The sequence below is a fragment of the Leptothoe kymatousa TAU-MAC 1615 genome (assembly GCF_018739865.1).
In the GTDB taxonomy this organism is placed as follows: Bacteria; Cyanobacteriota; Cyanobacteriia; order Phormidesmidales; family Phormidesmidaceae; genus Leptothoe; species Leptothoe kymatousa.
This window is the reverse complement of the sequence record NZ_JADOER010000003.1, coordinates 15,508-36,466: the sequence shown is the minus strand read 5'-3', so window position 1 is coordinate 36,466 and position 20,959 is coordinate 15,508. Positions and strand designations below refer to the sequence as shown.

Annotated in this window: 19 protein-coding genes; 10 read left to right on the top strand and 9 right to left on the bottom strand. The window is 50.4% G+C overall.

What is annotated here, in order from left to right; all coding sequences use genetic code 11:
* Position 1: 1 nt before the first annotated feature.
* Together IXB28_RS01760 and trhO are read left to right on the top strand one after the other, a co-directional pair.
* Positions 2–919, top strand: a complete 918-nt coding sequence (locus IXB28_RS01760; protein WP_326520917.1) for a histone deacetylase family protein — start codon at positions 2–4, stop codon at positions 917–919.
* Positions 920–985: 66 nt separating this feature from the next.
* On the top strand, positions 986–1,876 hold the full coding sequence (trhO, locus tag IXB28_RS01755; protein ID WP_215616832.1) for an oxygen-dependent tRNA uridine(34) hydroxylase TrhO: 891 nt from the start codon (positions 986–988) through the stop codon (positions 1,874–1,876).
* A 46-nt stretch (positions 1,877–1,922) separates the two neighbouring features.
* On the opposite strand, the gene IXB28_RS01750 is transcribed toward trhO, so the two are convergent.
* From IXB28_RS01750 to IXB28_RS01735, 4 genes are all read right to left on the bottom strand, one after another.
* Positions 1,923–2,300 (bottom strand): 4a-hydroxytetrahydrobiopterin dehydratase, encoded by a 378-nt coding sequence (locus IXB28_RS01750; RefSeq protein ID WP_215616831.1) that lies wholly within the window; start codon positions 2,298–2,300, stop codon positions 1,923–1,925.
* A 282-nt stretch (positions 2,301–2,582) separates the two neighbouring features.
* A complete protein-coding gene (locus IXB28_RS01745; RefSeq protein ID WP_215616830.1) occupies positions 2,583–3,920 on the bottom strand; it encodes an FAD-binding oxidoreductase in 1,338 nt (445 codons plus the stop codon).
* Between the two features lie 251 nt (positions 3,921–4,171).
* Complete coding sequence (mraY, locus tag IXB28_RS01740; RefSeq protein WP_215616829.1) at positions 4,172–5,269, bottom strand: phospho-N-acetylmuramoyl-pentapeptide-transferase; 1,098 nt, start codon at positions 5,267–5,269, stop codon at positions 4,172–4,174.
* Between the two features lie 203 nt (positions 5,270–5,472).
* Entirely contained in the window at positions 5,473–5,709 is a 237-nt protein-coding gene (locus IXB28_RS01735; RefSeq protein WP_215616828.1) for a DUF3134 domain-containing protein, read from the bottom strand.
* Between the two features lie 320 nt (positions 5,710–6,029).
* Here IXB28_RS01735 and IXB28_RS01730 point away from each other — a divergent pair, with 320 nt between their 5' ends.
* The 7 genes from IXB28_RS01730 to IXB28_RS01700 all read left to right on the top strand — a co-directional run bounded on the left by IXB28_RS01730 (position 6,030) and on the right by IXB28_RS01700 (position 14,127).
* Positions 6,030–6,617: a PAP/fibrillin family protein gene (locus IXB28_RS01730; protein WP_215616827.1), complete on the top strand. Its 588-nt coding sequence runs from the start codon at positions 6,030–6,032 to the stop codon at positions 6,615–6,617.
* An 8-nt stretch (positions 6,618–6,625) separates the two neighbouring features.
* Positions 6,626–7,405, top strand: a complete 780-nt coding sequence (locus IXB28_RS01725) for a PD-(D/E)XK nuclease family protein (protein WP_215616826.1) — start codon at positions 6,626–6,628, stop codon at positions 7,403–7,405.
* A 277-nt stretch (positions 7,406–7,682) separates the two neighbouring features.
* Positions 7,683–9,527, top strand: a complete 1,845-nt coding sequence (locus IXB28_RS01720; RefSeq protein ID WP_215616825.1) for an NAD(P)H-quinone oxidoreductase subunit F — start codon at positions 7,683–7,685, stop codon at positions 9,525–9,527.
* A 107-nt stretch (positions 9,528–9,634) separates the two neighbouring features.
* Positions 9,635–11,161, top strand: coding sequence for an NADH-quinone oxidoreductase subunit M (locus tag IXB28_RS01715; RefSeq protein ID WP_215616982.1), 1,527 nt, complete (start codon positions 9,635–9,637; stop codon positions 11,159–11,161).
* Between the two features lie 93 nt (positions 11,162–11,254).
* Positions 11,255–12,544: a CO2 hydration protein gene (locus IXB28_RS01710; RefSeq protein ID WP_215616824.1), complete on the top strand. Its 1,290-nt coding sequence runs from the start codon at positions 11,255–11,257 to the stop codon at positions 12,542–12,544.
* 85 nt (positions 12,545–12,629) lie between these two features.
* The gene (locus IXB28_RS01705) at positions 12,630–13,031 is read left to right on the top strand and encodes a fasciclin domain-containing protein (protein ID WP_215616823.1); all 402 of its coding nucleotides are present in this window, start codon (positions 12,630–12,632) and stop codon (positions 13,029–13,031) included.
* Between the two features lie 67 nt (positions 13,032–13,098).
* Positions 13,099–14,127: a bifunctional riboflavin kinase/FAD synthetase gene (locus tag IXB28_RS01700; RefSeq protein ID WP_215616822.1), complete on the top strand. Its 1,029-nt coding sequence runs from the start codon at positions 13,099–13,101 to the stop codon at positions 14,125–14,127.
* Positions 14,128–14,130: 3 nt separating this feature from the next.
* On the opposite strand, the gene IXB28_RS01695 is transcribed toward IXB28_RS01700, so the two are convergent.
* From IXB28_RS01695 to IXB28_RS01675, 5 genes are all read right to left on the bottom strand, one after another.
* Complete coding sequence (locus tag IXB28_RS01695) at positions 14,131–15,024, bottom strand: AEC family transporter (protein WP_215616821.1); 894 nt, start codon at positions 15,022–15,024, stop codon at positions 14,131–14,133.
* 148 nt (positions 15,025–15,172) lie between these two features.
* Entirely contained in the window at positions 15,173–15,634 is a 462-nt protein-coding gene (locus tag IXB28_RS01690; protein WP_215616820.1) for a GatB/YqeY domain-containing protein, read from the bottom strand.
* A 219-nt stretch (positions 15,635–15,853) separates the two neighbouring features.
* Complete coding sequence (gene moeB / locus IXB28_RS01685) at positions 15,854–17,026, bottom strand: molybdopterin-synthase adenylyltransferase MoeB (protein WP_215616819.1); 1,173 nt, start codon at positions 17,024–17,026, stop codon at positions 15,854–15,856.
* 71 nt (positions 17,027–17,097) lie between these two features.
* Positions 17,098–17,616, bottom strand: coding sequence for a Mov34/MPN/PAD-1 family protein (locus tag IXB28_RS01680; protein ID WP_215616818.1), 519 nt, complete (start codon positions 17,614–17,616; stop codon positions 17,098–17,100).
* 67 nt (positions 17,617–17,683) lie between these two features.
* On the bottom strand, positions 17,684–19,033 hold the full coding sequence (locus IXB28_RS01675; RefSeq protein WP_215616817.1) for a UDP-N-acetylmuramoyl-tripeptide--D-alanyl-D-alanine ligase: 1,350 nt from the start codon (positions 19,031–19,033) through the stop codon (positions 17,684–17,686).
* Between the two features lie 511 nt (positions 19,034–19,544).
* Between IXB28_RS01675 and IXB28_RS01670 the strand changes: the two genes are divergently transcribed.
* Entirely contained in the window at positions 19,545–20,843 is a 1,299-nt protein-coding gene (locus IXB28_RS01670) for a hypothetical protein (protein WP_215616816.1), read from the top strand.
* Positions 20,844–20,959 lie beyond the last annotated feature (116 nt).

Below are 20,959 nucleotides of genomic sequence, written 5' to 3'. Positions count from 1 at the left end.
CTTGTCTGGTCTGCCGGTAATTTATCACCCCGACTATGTCACGCCTTTGCCCCAGGGCCATCGGTTTCCGATGCCGAAGTTTCAGTTATTAAAGGATTTGTTGCTGCGGGATGGTGTGATCAGTGAGGGGCAAATCTATCAGCCGGGATGCCCACCGCGAGAATGGTTAGAGCTGGTCCATGATGCGGAGTATGTGCGCGCCTATTGTGATGGGGGGTTGGACGCTAAAGCCCAGCGACGCATTGGGTTACCTTGGAGCGAAGCGTTGGTGCGACGGACCTGTACCGCTGTGGGGGGAACTATTCTCACGGCTAAACTAGCCCTGAATCATGGTTTAGCTTGTAATACTGCCGGTGGCACACACCACGCGTTTCCTGGCTATGGGGCTGGGTTTTGTATTTTTAATGATATTGCGATCGCAACCAGACTCCTCAAAGCCCAAAATCTGGCTAAAACGTTCCTCGTCGTCGATTTAGATGTGCACCAGGGGGATGGTACCGCTTGGATCTTTCAAGATGATCCAGGAGTCTTTACCTTTTCCATGCACTGTGCCGTTAATTTTCCAGGGCGCAAGCAAGTGAGTGATTTAGATGTGCCCCTGGATGAAGGCACCGAAGATGATGAATATTTAACAAAACTAGCGGCTCATTTGCCGGGTCTGTTGGCCCAAGTAAAGCCCGATTTAGTCATGTATGACGCCGGGGCAGACCCCCATCGCGACGATCGTTTAGGCAAGTTGGCCATGACGGATGATGGCTTATATCGCCGCGATCGATATGTACTAGAAACCTGTCTCCAGGCTGGCTATCCCGTTGCTTGCGTCATTGGAGGTGGCTATGGCAAAGATATGCGGGCTTTAATTTATCGTCACTCCTATCTCCATCGCGCGGCTGTAGAAGCCTATCGAAAATACAGCTAAAAATCTAAGATGTAGCAGTACATCTTTTTAACCCTGACCAAGGACCATCAGTGGTCGTTATTTCCCATGTCTTGGACCGTCATCACCTTTTATAAGTTTGTGCAGCTAGATGATTGTGGGGCAATGCGTCAGCCGCTTCTAGCGTTGTGCCAATCCCAGGACATCAAAGGAACGATTCTACTGGCCCATGAAGGCATCAACGCCACGGTGGCAGGTACTGATGAATCCTTAGCCGTATTACTATCCGCCCTTCAACAAGATCCACGTCTAAGCGACCTGACCCATAAAACTTCCTGGGCTGAGGAACAACCCTTTGCCAGAATGAAGGTCAAACTCAAAAAAGAGATTGTTACCCTAGGGCAACCCGAGGTCAGCCCTACCCATCAGGTGGGCACCTACGTCGCACCCAAGGACTGGAATCAAGTTATCTCCGACCCCGAGGTCTTGGTCGTTGATACTCGTAATAATTACGAAGTTGATATCGGCACGTTCCAAGGTGCCACGAATCCGCAAACCGATTCATTTCGTGAGTTTCCTGACTATGCAGCGGAACAGTTAGACCCAACGAAACACAAAAAAGTGGCGATGTTTTGCACCGGAGGAATTCGCTGCGAAAAAGCCTCATCCTACTTGCTAGACCAAGGCTTTGATCAGGTTTACCACCTCAAGGGTGGCATTTTGAAATATTTGGAAGATGTGCCAGCGGAGGAGAGCCTGTGGGAAGGCGAATGTTTTGTCTTTGACGAACGGGTGACGGTGCAGCATGGGTTAGAGCCAGGCAGCTATGAAATGTGTCGTGGCTGTGGTCACCCGATCTCAGTAGAAGATACCCAGTCGCCTCACTATGAACCAGGGATTGCCTGCCCCCACTGCTATGACCAACTCACGGAAGATCAGCGCACGCGTTTTGCCGAACGGGTAAAACAACGCCAGCTAGAAAAGAACCGTCAGCTTTGATAGTCTGCGTAGTTGAGGTTGTGTATACAACATTTTCCCATGTGGTTTACCCATATGGGTTGGCTGGGGCTGACACGGTTAGCCCTTGGGCTGCGTCGTCTGTTTGTGCCGCCATAATGAAGTCGTTGCGGTGTAATCCGTGGAGCGCATGGGTCCACCAGGTTACGGTCACTTTGCCCCATTCTGTGAGTAAAGCGGGATGATGTTGGGCGGTCTCGGCGAGGGCCCCCACTTTGTTGGTGAACTCTAAAGCAGTTTGGAAATTGCTGAAATCATAAATCCGCTGAAGTTGGTCGACTCCATCCACAGAGATGATTTCCCAGGCTGGAATTTGTGGTTTTAGCTCAGCAATTTCTGCGGCGCTGGCAGGTGGCACCTCCCCACTACAGGGAATACAGGTCTGTTCCGTTAAAGAGCAACTCATGGACTGGCCTCTTAAGCGTGGAAAAACAATTGGATGCCAACTTTAGTGCGGGAAGTTTTCCCGGGCTAGGACTCAAAAAAGAGATCAAAATCTTGCGCCGTCTGGCTTCCTTCCATGCCTTGCCCAAATCAAGTGGCTCCTCAGCGATTTTATCTATCCTCCTAACTAGGCTTGCCGATCATTAAGGGCAACTGCAGATTTAGTATGCCTGACCTATCGTGCTGTCGAGCTTGGGGCCAGTGATTGTGTGCGGTAATTTCCAGCTGTTTTCAGTCAGTGCTGCTAGGTGTTTCGCTCCAGCCAGCCACGCATTTTGCCAGGATTCAAGAGCCCATAGGGGTCGACCTGGCCTTTAAAGGCGACCTGGGTATCATTGATTTCCTTACGGCCTCCGTCTTCCAAAATATAGGTGTGAGGATTGGCAATAAATGCGCCTTGGGTTTCGTGGTAGCGAATGATCTCGTTTAGCCTTGCTTCTGTGGTGTAGCGCACGAGCTGCAGTGCCGCTGGACAGACCTGCCCATGAACTCGGAAAAATTCTAGATGCATCAGGACTTCATCCCCAAAGTGCCGATACATATGCTCCACTAATTTGAGGTCCGTATCGTAGGGGAATAGGGTTTGCAAATAGGTGAGGTTAGTGTCCACATTGCGGGCATGGAGCGTGGTGTGGTTCCAGGTGAATTCTGCTAAGGCGGCTCCCTTTTTGGCGGCTTCAGCCGTTTTTTGGTAGGTCACCGTGCCGCCATAGGCTTTCACCAGTTCTCCAAACGGCTCTAGGGAAGATTCTGCAATCATCAGCAGAGCGGCGGTTTGGTTGGGGGGTAAAAACTCTTGCAGGGCGGCAAAATAGCTGGGAACGGGCCATGCGTGAATGCTAATGAGCTTTTTGATGATGCCGTCGGCTTCGCCCAGGGTATAGCCAAAACGAGCGGCCTGCATGAAGTCATCAAAGGTGACGATAACTTCTGCCCAGGGATAGGCGGGTCCTAGGGGAATTTCTAGTTCGGTGATGATGCCATTGGTGCCGTAGGCGTGGTTCACTTTTTGAACGTCATCGCCCCGCAACTCGAGGATTTGTGGCTCATCTTCCATGGTGACCACCCTGACTGCGGTGAGGTTGCCGCGATCCGCTAGCTGACCGTAGGTGATAGAGCCGATACCGCCGCTGCCCCCGCCGATAAAGCCGCCGATGGTGGCCGTGCGATAGGTGGAGGGCGCCATCCGAATTTCCCAGCCCTGTTCTCGGGTGATTTTGTCGATGGCGGCCAGCTTTGCCCCTGCTTCCACACAGGCGAGACCCGGCTTAACCCATTTGGTGCGGTTGAGTTTGCTCAGATCTAAGATAATGCCCCCTTCTAGAGGAATGCATTGGCCGTAGTTGCCGGTGCCTGCCCCGCGTACTGTTAAGGGGGTTTTGCTGGCGACACAGGCTTTGGCCACTTGTAAGACCTCCGCTTCGGTGGCGGGGCGAATGACCACATCAGCGACTTTGTCTTGTAGCTGGGCGGTCAACACGGGGCTGAAGTGATAATAGTCCTTGGAGAGTTTTGCAACCTGGTTGGGGTCTTGAATCACCTCAAGATTAGACGGCAGTAGAGGCAAGATGGGGGAGGCCATATTCGAGAAAAATAGGGTTGTGTATCAGCGTTAGGCCAGCGTTGGGGCTGTCAAAGTAGTGTGGCAAGAAATTCTGGGTGAAGCAAGGTCTAGCCGCCAGTTCCGTTAGGCCAAGGCTGCGATGCCATGGCGGTTTTTGCTAAGCGCCGTGGCTCCATAAAAAAAACAGCGACGCTGTGGCCGCTGTTTTGATTGCGTATGATAATAAATTTCAGATCTCAAGCAAGCAGATGTGCTTGGGCAAAGCCAATTTAGTGCAATGTGGTTAGAGCTACGCAGGATAAGAAGCCAGCCACCACATAGAACGCACTAACGACTTGAATCTCTGACCAGCCAGATAGTTCGAAGTGATGGTGCAAAGGTGCCATTTTGAAGAGGCGTTTGCCTTTGCCATCGGGACCCTTAGTGGCCTTGTAATAACTCACCTGCATAATGACAGATAGGGTTTCGGCCACAAATAGCAGGGTGATAATAAATAGGGCAAATAGGTGACCGCTCAGGATGCCTACGGCAGCGAGGGCACCACCCAGGGCTAGGGACCCCGTATCGCCCATGAATACTCGTGCAGGATTGCGGTTGTGGGTCAGAAAGCCAACGCAGGCACCACTCATGGCTGCACAGAACACCATTAGCTCTGGATAGTCTGGAGCGATGAGGGCACCGAGGCCTAGTAGCGCGATCGCACCGGTTCCACCCATCAATCCATCTACACCATCAGTCAGGTTGGTGGCATTACTCTCAGCCACCATTGTGAACCCTGCCAGGGGCCAAAATAATAGGCCGAGGGGAAGCAGAATACCAAAAGGTAAATCTAATGTAGTGACTTCAATTGGCTGGGTTGCCATGGCCCAAGCGCAGAAGATGATGGCAAAACCAATTTGCAATGCCAGCTTCATCTTGGGCGAAATACCCTTATTAGAGCGGCGCTTCAATACTTGCCAATCATCAATCCAACCAATAAAGCCATAGGCCAGGGTCAGCGCACAAACGGCCAACGTATTGGTGGCGCCACCCGAGGCCAAAATTGCAATCAACAAAGCGACGGGGACAAAAAAGATGCCACCCATGGTGGGGGTGCCAGCTTTTTTCAAATGAGCCTTAGGGCCTTCCTCACGAATAAACTGACCCGCTTTGAGGCGTTTCAACAATGGAACAACTACGTAGCCCAGCAGAGCTGCGCCTACAGCGGACAGTAGAAATGGCATCAGTAGGGTGGATTGGGTTAACCAATCACGCCCGACCCACATATCTAAGCCCGCTGCTAAACATGACAAGGTACCCATTAAAAGTACCGAAAGACCTGTACCTGTTAGGGTCGTCGCCCTGGAGGTAAAGAATTTAGCATCCACAATTTACTTCCTTCACACACCACACATTTCAAGCGTTTAGCCCCATTTTCCGTACAGAATCATCTGTAGATACGGAGTACTAAAAACTAAAACCTCACAAGATTGATTCTCTAGTGAATCTTGCTGAAAGTCTAGGAACCTAGGCTACAAATTACCTAGGTATAAAGGCTTAATTATTGCCTTAGCTTTAGCGGAACAATGACTTAGTCGCTAGCTGAGTCACTGCTTTCTTCTTCGTCGAAGCTGTTATCTTCGCTGCCCATCAGATCCGAAATTTCTTCACTGTCGGCTTCGTCAGGGGTCGTATCCACAACTTCACGGGGAATCAGACGCCCTGTGCTCTCTAGCCAACGTAAGATGGAAGAGTCGCGGCGTTCAGGAATCACCGAAGCATGTTGTTTGCGGGGGATTTGACGTACGGAAGGATTGTACTTAGTCATACGCATTCGTGGTTAAAAGGAGGATTAGGTAATTTAGCACCTAATTCAGTTAGTAAGGACGATTAACAGAATTTCTGCATTAACCAACTGACTTACTTTTCTTATACAGAGAGTATGCAACTCTGCATCAAAATATACAGTACTTCAGAATCCATCATGAAATTTGATGGTCGGAGTCCTGAATATTAAGGATTTTTTACCATGTCATGCCAATAAAGTATGAAAGGATGCGGATGTCAAGACCCTGACAACAATAATTTGCTTGCTGGAAACCTCGGCAGCGATTGGTTGACTGTTCTGTAGTTGCGATTCTGAATTCCATGCTTGAAAAAAATGATCTTCTCGCTGCGATCGCACCGACCAATCGTGGCTTGTTAGCGACAGCTGAACAGAAACAAGACATCCTTGCTAAAGTTGCCCAATTGGAAATAAAGAACCCCACGGCTGCGCCCCTAGAGGCCGGGGACTTGCTCAATGGCAACTGGCAGCTGCTCTACACCACCAGTGCTGAACTTTTAGGGATTGATCGGTTTCCCCTATTGGCCTTGGGCAATATTTACCAATGCATTCGCCTCCAGCAGCAGCGCATCTATAACCTGGCAGAAATCAACTCCGTATTGGGTGGTTTAGTGTCCGTCACGGCCACATTTGAGGTGGTTTCCGAAAAGCGGGTGGATGTGCGGTTTGATCGGGCTATTTTTGGCTTGCAGCCTGCTTTGGGCTATCAGTCGCCTAGCCAGTTTATTGATGCGATGCAGCAGACGGCTAAGTTCAATCTGCTCAAGGGGATTGATTTTACGGTGAATTCTAATCGTGAGCCGGGTTGGTTAGAAGTGACCTATTTGGATGACACCCTGCGCATTGGTCGAGGCAACCAGGGCAGTGTGTTTGTGCTGCGCAAAGTGTAGGGCAATCCATGGATTTACCGATTCTGTCCTTATCCCAGACCCACCTGACGTTATTGGAAACCTGTCCACGGCGGTTTCAATATATTTTTGACCAATCCCTGGCGGTGCCGCCAAAGCAGGCAGGGCAGGAGGCGGCTGAGTGGGGGCGACAGTTTCACTTGCTGATGCAGCAACATACCTTGGGCATGCCCATCGATGTGATGACGACGGCCAATCAGGACATGCTGGCCAAGGTGGTGGCGCTGCAAGCCCAATCCCCCCAGCTATTTCAAGCGCAGCCCCGTGAGTATCTGCGACAAAGCGAACACCAGCGGACCCTAGCCTTTAATGGCTATGTGTTTACCGTGATTTATGACTTGGTGGTGTTGACCCCAGACTCGGGGCTAATTGTGGATTGGAAGACCTACCTTAAGCCTCCACCCAAGCATCAGCTGACGAACCATTGGCAAACCCGTCTCTATTTATATGTATTGCTAGAAACAACGGAGTTGCTGCCCGAGCAAATCACCATGGCCTATTGGTTTGTGCGCCATCGCGATCAGCAAGCGAATGATTTACCCCCGAGTGAGTATCGGTTTACCTACAGCCTGGCCCAGCACGATCAAACTAGGGCCGATTTACAGCAGCTGACGGACAAATTGTCCGATCTGCGGCAAACGAATAGTTTTCCAAAAACGGACATTCAAGATCGCTGCGATCGCTGTCCGTTTCAAATTCGATGTCAGCGTTTTGGCGTGCCTGAGCTGCCCCTGGACCTGGCAGCCATCGAAGAAATTGCTCTGGAATAGCCCATTTAGCAGGCTCTCGCAGCTTCCATAAACCTATTTAAACAATCCTATTAAAAATGATCTATGGAAACGCTGGACCTTTTGAACCCGGATGATTAAACTTAATGTAAATAGATTTTAATAAATCATTTCTGATTTTGGATAGACCTAGGTCAATGATCTTTGGGTCGTTTATAGGTTTGCTATCTGGGTCGGAGATGTTGTCTTCGATTTGTTTGTGGCATCTGTTCCTATGGGTTGGTGCCCCGGTTTCGCTGTTGCTGTTGTAGATCCCTCTATGGCTGAGATTTATTTGCAATCGGGATGGTTAATCCCGCTGTATCCGCTCTTGGGTATTTTGCTGACGGTGCCCTGGATGAGTTTGCGTCGTACTGGGCCACGACCTGCTGGATATCTCAATTTGCTAACAACGCTGTTTGCGCTTGTGCATACGCTGTTGTGTTTGCAGGCGGTGTGGGGCGGTAAATCCATCAGCTGGTCCTTAGATTGGATGCAGGTGGCCGATCTGTCGATTTCTCTACAGTTTGAGCTGTCTACGTTGAATCTGGCCGCCGTGATGTTGGTGACTGGGCTTAACTTTTTGGCTCAGGTTTATGCCATCGGCTACTTGGAGATGGATTGGAGCTGGGCCCGCTTATATTCTCTGCTGGCGCTGTTTGAGGCGGGCATGTCGGCCCTATTGCTCTGCGACTCGTTGTTCTTCAGCTATATGATGCTGGAGATTTTGACCCTGGGGACCTATCTGATTGTGGGTTTTTGGTTCAACCAGCCGCGGGTCGTCACTGGCGCTCGGGATGCTTTTTTGACCAAGCGGGTGGGAGATTTAATTTTGCTGATGGGGGTGATTGCGCTGTATCCCCTGGCGGGCACCTGGAACTATGGAGAGCTAGCGGAGTGGGCCAGCACCAAGCCCATTAGCGGCACCACCGCCACCCTGGTGGGTCTGGCGCTGTTGGCGGGCCCCATTAGTAAGTGTGCGCAGTTTCCGTTGCACCTATGGCTAGACTCCGCCATGGAAGGGCCGCTGCCAACCACAATTCTGCGAAACTCCGTGGTGATTCCGGTGGGGGCCTGGGTGTTGATTAAGCTGACGCCGGTATTGGTGCTTTCTCCGGTGGTGGCGACGGTGGCGGTGGTCATTGGTACTATCTCGGCCATTGGGGCGGCGTTGATTTCCATCGCTCAGGTGGATATGAAGCGGGTGCTGTCCTATTTGACCAGTGCCTTTATGGGGCTGATTTTTATTGCAGTGGGTACATCCCAGGTGGGGATTGCCTTCTTTTTGTTGATGAACTTTGCGGTTGCGATCGCGGCACTCATTGCCAGCACCGGTTCAATTATTCTCAACTGTGTCACCCAGGACCTGACCCAGTTGGGTGGTCTTTGGTCCCGTCGTCCAGTGACGGGCTTATCCTTTATTTTTGGAGCCTTAGGGCTCCTTGGTTTGCCTCCCTTTGGCGGCTTTTGGTCCATGCGCTTTTTAGAGACCAGTCTCTGGTACGAGCAGCAGATTGTTCCCTTCGTCATTGTGCTGGTGATTAATGGTCTGTGCGCCTTAAGTCTGGTGCGCATGTTCTGCCTGATATTTTTGGGCAAACCCACAGCGATGACCAGTCGTGCGCCAGAACCCATTTGGACGGTGGTCATTCCCATGGTGGCGATGGCAGCCTTGACTTTGCACGTACCGATCATTTTAGAAACCCTGAAACTGTTGCCCCTGACGCAAACGGCCATTGGAGATGTGGGTTTGCTGATTATTGGGTCCAGTGTTGTCGGCTTGGGCTTAGGCATTGTCTTCTACGGCCTTCCACGGGAGAAGTTGGCAGCAGACTCTTTCCCCAGGTGGTTGGTTAACCTGATGGCCGACGACTTCTACACCACGGGTCTATATCAAAATCTCTTTATTTGGCCAGTGGCAACCACAGCAACAGTGTTTAACTGGCTAGAGCGCTACGTGATTGATGGTGTTGTCAACCTAGTGGGTGTGGCGTCACTACTCAGTGGTGAAACCCTCAAATATAGCAATGTGGGACGGTCTCAATTTTACGTTCTCACCATTACGGTGTGTGTCGCTCTCCTGGTTCTATTCATGAGTTGGAGCTATTTCCCGAGTTTTGGGTGATTTTTTGCCTTTAGGGGTTCCGTTTTGCCCTTAGTGTCCAAAAAACTCTAAAGAATAGTTGTTCTCAAAGTCTTTAATAAACCCCTTGTAACTGATTAACAGCGATGATGTTAACTCTCCTCATAGGCCTGCCGCTGCTGGGGGCCCTGGCCATACTTCTCTTTCCTGCCACCAAGGCAAAGCTAGTAGCCCTTTGGGGGGCAGGCATTCCCCTGTTATGGAATATTTGGTTGTTTAGCCAGTTTGACCTTGGTAATAGCTCCTTCCAGTGGGGAGAGTCAGCGGCTTGGTTGCCAGTTCTCGGTCTTAACTATGAGCTGGGCATAGACGGGTTGGGGTTGCTGATGGTGGCGCTCAACACGCTTCTGACTTGGATTGCGATCTACAGTGCCCGACCTGATGTAGAACGTCCTCGCCTGTTTTATAGCTTGATGCTAATGACCAGCAGCGTTATTTCAGGGGCGTTTTTGGCACAGAACTTTCTGTTGTTCTTTTTGTTCTATGAAGCCTGTCTGATTCCCCTATATTTGCTGATCAATATCTGGGGTGGTGAACGACGCAGCTATGCGGCCACTAAGTTTTTGATTTACACCGCCATTTCCGGTGCTTTGATCTTGGTGGGTGGCTTTGGGTTGCTATGGCTAGGTGGGGCGGAAGACTTTAGCTATGCGGCCCTAGCAGAAACCAATTTGTCGTTGCAGTGGCAGGTGCTACTGCTAGTGCCCTTTGCCATCGGGTTTGGCATCAAGGTTCCCATGGTACCGCTACATACCTGGTTGCCCGATACCTATGTGGCAGCTTCTACGCCAGTGGCCATTATGTTGGGTGGTGTGCTAGCAAAGCTAGGGACCTACGGCTTGTTGCGGTTTGGTTTTAGTCTGCTGCCCGATGGGTGGGCGGTGATTGCCCCCTGGATTGCAATCTGGGCAGCCATGACTATTATTTACTGCGCATTTTTGGCCATCGTACAGCGGGATATTAAGCGTATGGTGGCCTATAGCTCTGTGAGTCACATGGGCTATGTCTTGCTAGGGACCGCCGCCGGGAACGATTTGAGTTTGTCAGGGTGCATTGCTCAAATGGTGGCCCATGGTCTGGTGTTGGCAATTTTGTTTAATCTAGTGGGTCTGATTGAAGCGAAGGTGGGCAGTCGTGAGCTAGACCAGCTCAATGGTTTGATGAATCCGGTGCGGGGCTTGCCATTTGTGAGTGCGACCTTGTTGTTAGGGGCGATGTCCAGTGCAGGTATTCCTGGATTGGTGAGTTTTGCTGCTGAGTTTGCCGTATTTCAGGGCAGCTATCGCGTGTTTCCATGGCAGGCCCTGGTGGGCATTGTCGGCACTGGTTTAACAGCGGTGTATTTTGTGATTTTGTTGAACCGTACCTGTTTTGGACGGTTGGATAATCAGCGAGCCTATTTCCCAAAGGTGTCTTTCAATGAGAAAGCCCCTGCCCTGGTGCTAGTCATTGTCATTATTGCCCTAGGGGTGCAGCCCAACTGGTTGTTTCGCTGGAGTGAGCCAACCGCCATTCAGGCAATTGAGATTGTGCCTGGCACCCAAACGGTGACTCTAGAGGATATGGGTGATTTGTTGTTGGGAGATGCCAGTAGCGCGACGCCTCTGCTCGATTAACCTGTTGGGTTGCGTAAGTTTTTCAGTGGATAATGTGTGGGTTGGTAGCGATGAACCCAACCTACGTGATTCTTTTTTGTTTGGGTAAGGATTATGTCTACAACAATGTCTACCTCATTGCCTCCGTCTACTCATCCCCATGCTGATGTCATTCATCGGTTGGAAGCGGGTGGGTCGATGCTGCCGGATACTCCCGAAAATCTGATGCAGATTATCGGGATCTATAAAGCCTATGCAGTGCCGATGGACTTTTATTGGCGAGACTTGTTGTACATTGGCGAACGGGTCTTTTTGCAGCCACTGCCGTTTTTTAAGTATTTTCTGTCTAAAAAATACTTGGATCGCCACAATACCTACTCTGGCGATCGGTCTTCATTAAGAATCTGGCGCGGGCGCGGGGAAGCGCATCCTGAACTCACGGAGTTTATCGATCAGGGCGCATCGGGTCGTCGCTGGCCCCGACTGTTGCACCACCTGGGCCATGACCGGATCAATATGGAGTTTGCAGAAGCCTGCATGCGGTCCATGTTTTGGCATGAAGACATTAATCCGAAATTTAATGCCTACCTCTACACCGAGGAGTATAAGACAGCGGCAGATAAAGCAATTAAGGCTTATTTCAAGGGCAATATTGCCATGTTGGGGCTGTACAAGCTGTTTCCAGAGATGTTTTTGGAACAGGTACGGCAGGCGTCTTACTATGCCAATCTGGGGTTGTTTTGGGAAGTCATGGCTCCGGTCTTTTTTGAAATGTCGGATATCTATGACGAAGGCGGTTTCAAAGGTGTCCCCGATGCCATGGACTTTTTAGTCAATGGCATCTTTGCGGTGGCAGGACGTCCCATTTATCACCATGTGTATGTTGGGGATGAGTGTTTTGCAATTATTCCGAAGTCCGCTGGTTTTACTTGGCTCTATGAGGCTGCGCTGCCCTATGTAGAGGCAATCTTCTATCGGACCACACCCTTCCGAGGCACTAAATCCTATGATGCACAGCTGAACCAGGTTCCCCGCGATCAGGCTGATTTCCACTACGGCATTCTCTATGCAGATGTATTTCCGGTGGGTAGTGCGGGCATTCCCCCCACCTTGCTGATGCACGATATGCTGCGCTTTCTGCCCCCATATCTGGAGGACTATTACCAGCAGCACTGCCGTGGGGAAGACGATCAGCTGATTCAGTTAGGCATTACGTTTCAGCGCTCTATGTACAACGTGACATCAGCGGTGATTCAAGCGCTGCGTGCGGCCCTTTACTATCCCCTGGACGATCCTAATCCAGAGCATTTATTGGCCAATCGCCAATTTTTTGAGCAGCAGATGGATCGTTTGACACGCCCAGAGGCGCGCTTGCGAGATATTCAGGTGTCGGATTATCGGTAACGTGGCCCAGCAGGGAGAGTAAAAATCATTGGAGAGACCAATAGACGGATCTCACCAGAAGTATTGCAGTTTTTCTTGAGTAACCATGGCAACAATAGTTGATATTGCTATAGACAACCCTGGATTTGAAACATTGGTAGCTGCGGTGAAAGCTGCCGATTTAGTAGAAACCTTGCAAGGCCATGGGCCGTTTACCGTGTTTGCTCCCAATGACGATGCGTTTGCAAAGCTGCCCCCCAATACGGTCAACAATTTGGTGCAAAATCCGCCTCAATTGGCCAGAATCCTGGCTTATCATGTGGTCGCTGGTCGCTGGACCAGTGCACAATTGGCAGATACTTCAGAACTAATATCTTTAGAGGGTTCACCGATTCCCATTCGTTGCCACAGTCCGCTGGAGGTTAAAAATGCCTCGGTGATAGCGGCGGATATTGAGGCGAGCAATGGTATTGTCCATGTGATTGATACCGTTATCCTGATGGGATAGGGATGGGGGGCAAAGTAATCCCTATTCATTCTGCTTGTTTCTAGGGTTTCGTGTCAGAATGTAAAGCGTGTGGATTACTTCATCTCCTACATCGGCAAAAAGGCCGACTAAGATAGCGCTTGGTAATTTTGATGGTGTGCACCTTGGCCACCAGCGTGTCATTGAGCCTGTTTTGACCCACAAAGGCGGTTTGCCCTCCCTAGAGCTGTCTGACGACATGTGTTTGCAGTCGTCTTCTGCCTCGGGCTATAGCGATTTGCCTGGCACAGCGACTTTTGATCAGGTGGATGCCTCTGGGCCGCATGACTGGGCTTCGGTGGTGACCTTTTTTCCCCATCCCAAAGAATTTTTTTCTGGCGCGGCGCGGCCATTGCTAACACCATTGGAAGAAAAAAGCCGCCAGCTCGCCTGTTTGGGGGTGGACCAGTTGGTGCTACTACCGTTTAATGCGGAGCTGGCCAACCTCGATGCGACGGCGTTTGTGGAACGGATTTTGCTGCGGGATCTGCAAGCCACCCACATTAGCGTGGGGAGTGATTTTCATTTTGGCAAGGGTCGCGGGGGCGATGCCAATTTACTGAGGGAAATTGCCACCCAGCATCAGATTCCGGTGACCATTGTGCCGTTGCAAAATGATGTGCAGGGGCGCATTAGCAGTTCCCGTATCCGGCAAGCATTGATTGACGGTGAGCTGGCTAAGTCTAATCAGCTGCTGGGGCGTCCGTATACGATTACGGGCTTGGTGGTGCCTGGTAAACAATTGGGGCGCACCATTGGCTTTCCCACCGCTAATCTGAAATTGCCGATCGATAAGTTTATTCCTCGCCAGGGGGTGTACAGCGTCAGAGCATTTGGTATTTTGCCGGATCAACAACCGGTTTTGGGGGTAATGAACATTGGTAACCGCCCGACGGTTGCTGGCCAAGATCTAAGTGTGGAAGTTCATTTATTTGATTGGCAAGACGATTTGTATGGCAAAACTTTGACAGTGAGTTTAGAGAGTTTTATTCGACCAGAGCGAAAATTTGATTCTCTAGACTTGTTAAAGGAGCAAATTGCACGGGATTGTGAGCTGGCTCGCCGGACATTGAATTGAGGGTTATCCGCGACTGCTCAGCCATAGGACGACGGGTAGAGTGCCGAGGCTGAGCAGGGTGGAGACGACAATTGTTCTGGCGACGCGCACCGTGTCTCCGCCCAATTCGGTGACCCAAATAAGTGAATTTACAGCGACTGGCATGGCTGCTTGTAAAACAACAACTTGTCGATCCAGTGCCGTTAGCCCTACTAAATTTGCAATGTTAAAGGCTAATAGGGGAGAGATGATCAGTCGCAGTCCGGCGCCTAGGAGTTCATAACGGCCAAAGACAAATGGGGTTTCTGATAGCTGAATGCCTAACATTAGTAGGGCGACAGGAATGGCACCGTCGCTGAGGAGGGTGATGCCTCGATCTAGGGGGACTGCCAGGGTTGTGTTGGTGCTTTGTAGAAGAATACCTGCGATCGCAGCCCACAGCACGGGCAAACATAGGGTATAGCGTAAGCCTTTGGCAATGCCGTCACCTTTTAGCACAATGGGAAAAACGCTGGCGGTCATTAGGCTAGAACCCACCAAATAGACAATGGCTCGCTCCAAACCGGCTTCTCCTAAGGAAAAGAGAATGAAGGGCAGGCCCATGTTGCCGACGTTGGCAAAAATTGTTGTGGCGATTAAACTCTTTTTCTCATCCGATGAGAACCCTAGGAATTGGCTAAGGCCATGGGCAATGAGGTAAAGCAGGGCGGTGTTGAGTAGGAAGGCGATGAGAATTGCGATCGCATTTCCGAGTTCTAGTGTGGTGTTCGCTAAACTATGTAGTACTAATGCCGGTACTAGGGCATAGATGCTGAGCTTTGCCAGGGTTTGCCGTTCTAGCGAAAACGTTTTTCCCAAACATATTCCCACCAAGGCAATCAGGGCGATAGGTAGGACTGCTGAAATGAGAATCCCCATACTATCTTGGGTAGAGCAATGTGGTGATTGTGGTTGGTTGCTTGGTAGCGTTTGGTATAGCAGGGCAGCCTCAGGAACTGCCCCTAATGAATTTGGATTTCATTGAGGGAAGACTTAAAAATTCCTCCTAAATGAAAAATCAACGTAACTAGCTGCCTGCTAATTTAGATTTGACCAAGGCCTGAACCTTAGCTCCGTCGGCCTTACCTTTCATTTTTTTCATTGCCGGTCCCATCACTTTACCCATCTCGCGGGGGCCACTGGCACCGGTTTGGGCAATGATCTCATCAATGGCGGCTTCGATATCTGCGTCAGACATTTGTTCAGGCAAATATTCTTGCAGAATGGCTAGTTCCTGCGCTTCTTTTTCGGCAAGATCGTCACGCCCAGCTTTTTTATATTGTTCGATCGAGTCTTTACGCTGTTTTGCGAGCTGTGTAACAACTTCGATTTCTTGCTCGGGCGTCAGGGCATCTTGCCCCTTAGGCCGTACTTCTGTTTCCTTTTCAAGGATAACTTTTTTAATTCCACGAACGGTTTCTAGACGAACCTTATCGCGAGCCTTCATGGCGGCTTTAATTTCGTCGCTGATGCGGTCTTTAAGAGACATTGGGTATAAGGGGTGTGAATGGTGACAGTGCTTGGTAGTTTAGTGTGTATTCCTAATGGAAAACACACTAAACCAAAGTGTCTCTCCTCAAAGTCAACACTTTGGTTTAGACCCTAATTTTTTGATGCCGTTGCTGATGTCATCAATCGCATTCTGCCTCTGAGAGAGTTGTGCAGAACGCTTACTTTTCTACATCAGCAGCGGCATCGTTTCTGGCGCTTAATATTGGGGAACTGACGGATCCACCTCTCGACTCCAGGCTAGGATGCCGCCGGTGACATTAGTGCCTTCAATGCCAGCATCCTTAAGGATGGCCAGTGCTTTGGCAGAGCGACCACCCATCTTGCAGTGGGCAATCAGTTTATGACCATTCACGAGCTCACGTACTTTTTCTACGCCAGCGCCGTTTTCAATCTCAGATAGAGGAACTAGCACGGCACCAGGAATTTTTGCAATCTCGTATTCATTGGGATTGCGCACATCCAGTAGTACAAAATCGTCGCTACCGCTGTCGATCAAGGTTTTTAGATCAGTGACGTTCATTTCTGTCATGGCTGCTTGCTGTTCGGCCTCCGCTGCTTGGGCATCTGGGATGCCGCAAAATTCTTCATAGTCAATCAGTTCTTCAATCACGGGACGTACTGGGTTAGGCCGCAGTTTGAGTTCCCGGAAGGACATATCCAGGGAGTTATATAGCAATAAGCGCCCGCTGAGGGTATTGCCTTCTCCTAGAATGATTTTGATGGTTTCGGTGGCTTGAATGACGCCGATGATACCGGGCAGAATGCCTAGAACGCCCCCTTCGGCACAGGAGGGCACCAGCCCCGGCGGTGGGGGCTCGGGGTATAGATCGCGGTAGTTGGGGCCTTCTTCGTAATTAAAGACGGTGGCCTGACCTTCGAATCGGAAAATAGACCCGTAAACGTTGGGTTTGTTGAGTAGAACGCAGGCGTCGTTCACCAGGTAGCGGGTGGGGAAGTTGTCGGTGCCGTCAACAACAATGTCGTAGGGTTCAAAAATCTCTAGGGCATTGTCAGAGCTTAAACGGGTGTTGTAGAGATCAACCTGGCAGTGGGGATTGATTTCCAGGATACGATTTTTGGCCGATTCGATCTTGGGCTTATTGACCCAGGAGGTGCCGTGGATGATTTGGCGCTGGAGGTTGGAATAGTCCACCACATCAAAATCAACCAGGCCGATGCGACCGATGCCCGCCGCTGCTAGGTAGAGAATTAGTGGGGAACCCAGGCCACCGGTGCCGATGCATAATACACTGGCGGCTTTGAGTCGTTTTTGGCCATCAACACCGACCTCGGGCAAAATTAAATGCCGCGAGTAGCGTTCATAGTCCTCTTTGGTTAATTGGATGTCATCCAGATTAGGATTCAGCATGGTTCCTTAAAGAACAGAGAAAAAGTGGGAATGAGTTGGTGTCAACACCACGATAAGCAGTGATGGTGGTTTCAGGACGACAAAAGCGGCATTCGATCCCGAGCCGCTGATGCGGGGGCGATTTTCATGGGTTCAGGTTGGAATTGATGATTGTTATCTAGCTGCCAGTTTTGTAGATCGACAGCGATACCGTTGCGGATGGAGACAATGATGTAGGAGTAGGTGGACCAGGCTAGTTCGCGATCGCACTCCGAGGGCACAGCCTCAGCGTTGGGATGGGAGTGATAGACCCCAATAATGCTCAGTCCGTCTTCCCTCGCTTGGCGTTGGGTGGCCAATAACTCTTGGGGATCGATCCAGTATCGACGGGCTTTGGTCATGGCGGCAGCCTGGGGCTGACCGCGCTCTGCCAATGCAGCGGCAACGTCGGCTGCCCAAGCGTTCTCTAGCAGCACCAGCTTTACCAAGGACTTTTCCTCGGTTTCAGGGGCGAACGTCCCCACCAGCAACCCGCATCCCTCGTGGGGATAGGCTTGTGCTGCATGGGCTTGCATGCGCTCAATATGTTCTTGGGTCAGGATCAGCGCCAAAACCGAACTGTATAAAAACGTCAGGCTTTCAATTGTATAGCAAAGGTCCTGTATCCATGTTGGGATTTTAATGGGGTAGTAAGGGTTCAATTACCCGATCCATCTCGACCGATCGGGATGCCTTGAAGAGGATGCGGTCCCCAGTTTCCATGTGTTGCTTGAGGTGCTGTGCTAGTTCAGTGTGGTTATTGAATAGCTGACTGGGTATGGCCCCAGCGCCCTTGGCCATGGCTTTGGCCTCGGCGGGATCCGCCAGGATCAGCAGTTGATCGATGCCTAGTTTTTTGACCAGGTTACCAATGGTGTGGTGCAGCTCGACCGACTTATGGCCTAGTTCCTTCATGGTGCCGAGTACCGCAATATGCCGTTGCCCAGCTTGAGCCTTGAGTAATTTCAGGGCCGCTGCCATGGATTCGGCCCCGGCATTGTAGGTTTCATCCAGGATCACAATATCGTTGGCTAATTCATAGCGCTTAGCTCGGCCGCTGGGCAATTCTACGGTGAGCCCATGTTTGAGCGCGTGCCAGTCTAAGTTCAGTGCCTGGAGCGTTGCGATCGCGCTTAAATAATTCAGGGCATTGTGCTGCCCCTCTAGCGGTAACGGTAGCGCCAAACCATCAACGACCACTGTTTGCTCCTTATACTGGCCATGGATGTCGCCCCCCGTTAATCCATAGGTGATGGTTTTGCCGGACCAAACCTTAGCCGCCGTATCCATGAGTCGACTATTGTCATAGTTGAGCACAGCAACACCGTCAGCGGGCATGTTTGTCAGCAGCTCACATTTGGCATCGGCGATGGCCTGCTCGGAGCCCAAGCGACCAATATGTGCGGTTCCCACATTGGTAATCACGGCAATATCCGGCTGGGTAATCTTGGCCAGGACAGCAATTTCACCGGGACCTCGCATGCCCATTTCCACCACACCATAGTCATGGCCTGGGGTGAGTTCCAATAGGGTCTTAGGCACCCCAATTTCGTTATTAAAATTAGCTTGGGTTTTGTGCGCCTTCCCATGCAGGCTGAGGACCGCTGATATCAGCTCTTTGGTGGTGGTTTTACCGACGGACCCGGTAATGGCCACAATCGGCAAGCCCAATTGCTGACGCCACCAGCGCCCCAATGTTTGATAGGCGAGCAGGGTATCGTGTACTTCGATCCGGGGGGTGTCGTCCGTGATGATTCCCTGGCGGGTGATGGCCGCAGTTGCGCCGGTTGAAAGTGCCTGACGGACAAATTGGTGACCATCAAAGCGTTCACCTTCTAGGGCCAAAAAAATGTCCTCGGGCTTGATGGTGCGGGTATCGGTGCTGATAGTTGCCACCCGTTGCTCTAGCTGACTGGAAGATAACGTATGCTTCACCAGGTGATCATTAAGGGCTGCTAAAACCTGGGAAATAGAACCAAGACTAGACATATAAATAAAAGCGTTGAAACAGGGATATGGGGAGGGACGATAATCAGCGCTAGCGCAACATGTGTATGTAGGCTTAATGAAGATAGGCTCATGACTTTACACAAGCTTTAGCAGATCAGACCATAGCCACATAGTGTCTGAAAATTCCGGTAGGTTAAACTTACCTTACGTGGATTTGATGTGCTTCACATCACTGTTACAGCTCTTTGGGGATGATAGCGTTAATCCACGCGGCAACTGTGACTAGTGTGTGAATGCGGAGACATTAATAAATGTTTTCCATTGATTTTCTCGATGTTGATTAAATTTTCGGCGATCTAAACCGTCTAGCGAATCATTCTTGTGGGTGTTTTATCCTTACAAAAATATCTAGGATTTTTGTAATTATTAGAGCTGTCCTCCTTGAACGCGAAAAGTTAGACTGGTGGAAAGTGAGCAATATTTTGGTTGCTGTATGCTTCCCTGTATAGATTTGTCGTCTCAATAAGGTGTATTTGCTGAGGTTTCACTGGTGAACGTTTCATCCAGCTATTCGCGCTCTAATTACAGCACGCGATTAGTGAGTCCACAGGAGCAAGTGCTCTACGATCACTGGCTTAGTTGCGTTAATTCTGAACAACCCGATGTAATAGTGCAGCGTTTCAGTCAGCTATTCATCGATGGTACTGGCTATGAAGATCGTCAGGTTGTTGGCAGTCTCGATGAGATTCTGCAGGATAACCAGGTGGATGTGTATTTTCACCACATTTTGAATCGTTGCTGCCACATTCTGATTAACCGCTGGCAAAGAAACCGCGAGTATCAGCCAGCAGTCGCCGATTTAGTGGCTTTATTTGACTACTACCCTAGCAACGGGGTGCGAGAGGTTTCTCGGGCCCGTTCCGTGCGGCGTTTGCGAGATATTGTGTCTCAGTTTCGTAAAACCGAGCAGTATCTGATGCTCACACGCCTGGTGCAGGTGATGAATGAGGCCAATGGCCCAGAACGTTCTCGCCAGCCTTTGGGCACGCTCATTGGTCGTTATCCATATTTGTATGAGCACTGTTTGCTCAGTGACGAAAGTCCTAAGGAGCAGAAAACCCATGTCCGTCGCATGCAGCGGCAGGTGCAGAAAAAAGTAGAGCTGGATTTATCGCAGTATGTCAATTATCGGGTGCGTCGGTCTCGCCTGAAACGTCAGGGCTTATTGGATAAGCAGGGGCAATGGCTGCGTCCGGCTGAGAACCCCACGTTATTGAGCGATCGCGAACTGGTCGACTCGCTCCAGCAGTTTTCTGGCAAAAATAGCGAAGGACGCACCTACACCGATTTAGCACTGTTGTTTCGTAGCCAGTGTTGTGAAGCGGTGACGTTCAAGTCCTTCAAAGACGACCTTTACGAATACCTTTTGTCGGGCGTGGATCCCTCCTATGGTCGGCAGCACTTCAACGATGCGCTGTACCAGCAGCTAGTCGATCTATATCCCGAAAATAATAACCAGCGCCTCAATGATTTCTTGCTGGTGCGTACCTGTTCTCAACTCTTTAATTTTCTGGTTGTCGATCCGATGGGGGCTCGGTCCCACTTTGTCTTCATCGACTTAATCAATAATCTAGGGGCTACCCTGACCACCGGGCTGCTGCTGAGGATTTTACTTTTGTGTCGTAAGGTAAAACCCTATTTGGAGCGCAGGCTGTCTACCCTCTTTAGCCACTATGAACTAGCTAAGCAAGATTCCGTCGCTTGGCTAGTGAAGATCTTAGAAACATTAAACCTGGCTCTGAGCCTGACCTTTGGACATTTGGATATTTCCCATGCCATTGCTAGGTAGCGGATTGGTATGGCCCCTGCTAGCTTAGCCCTAATTACGATTTGGGGTATTTTCCGGCAGTTTTTTTGGCGATGACACTTAAAAAAAAATCAATAAGATTTCAATTTTCCTTTTCA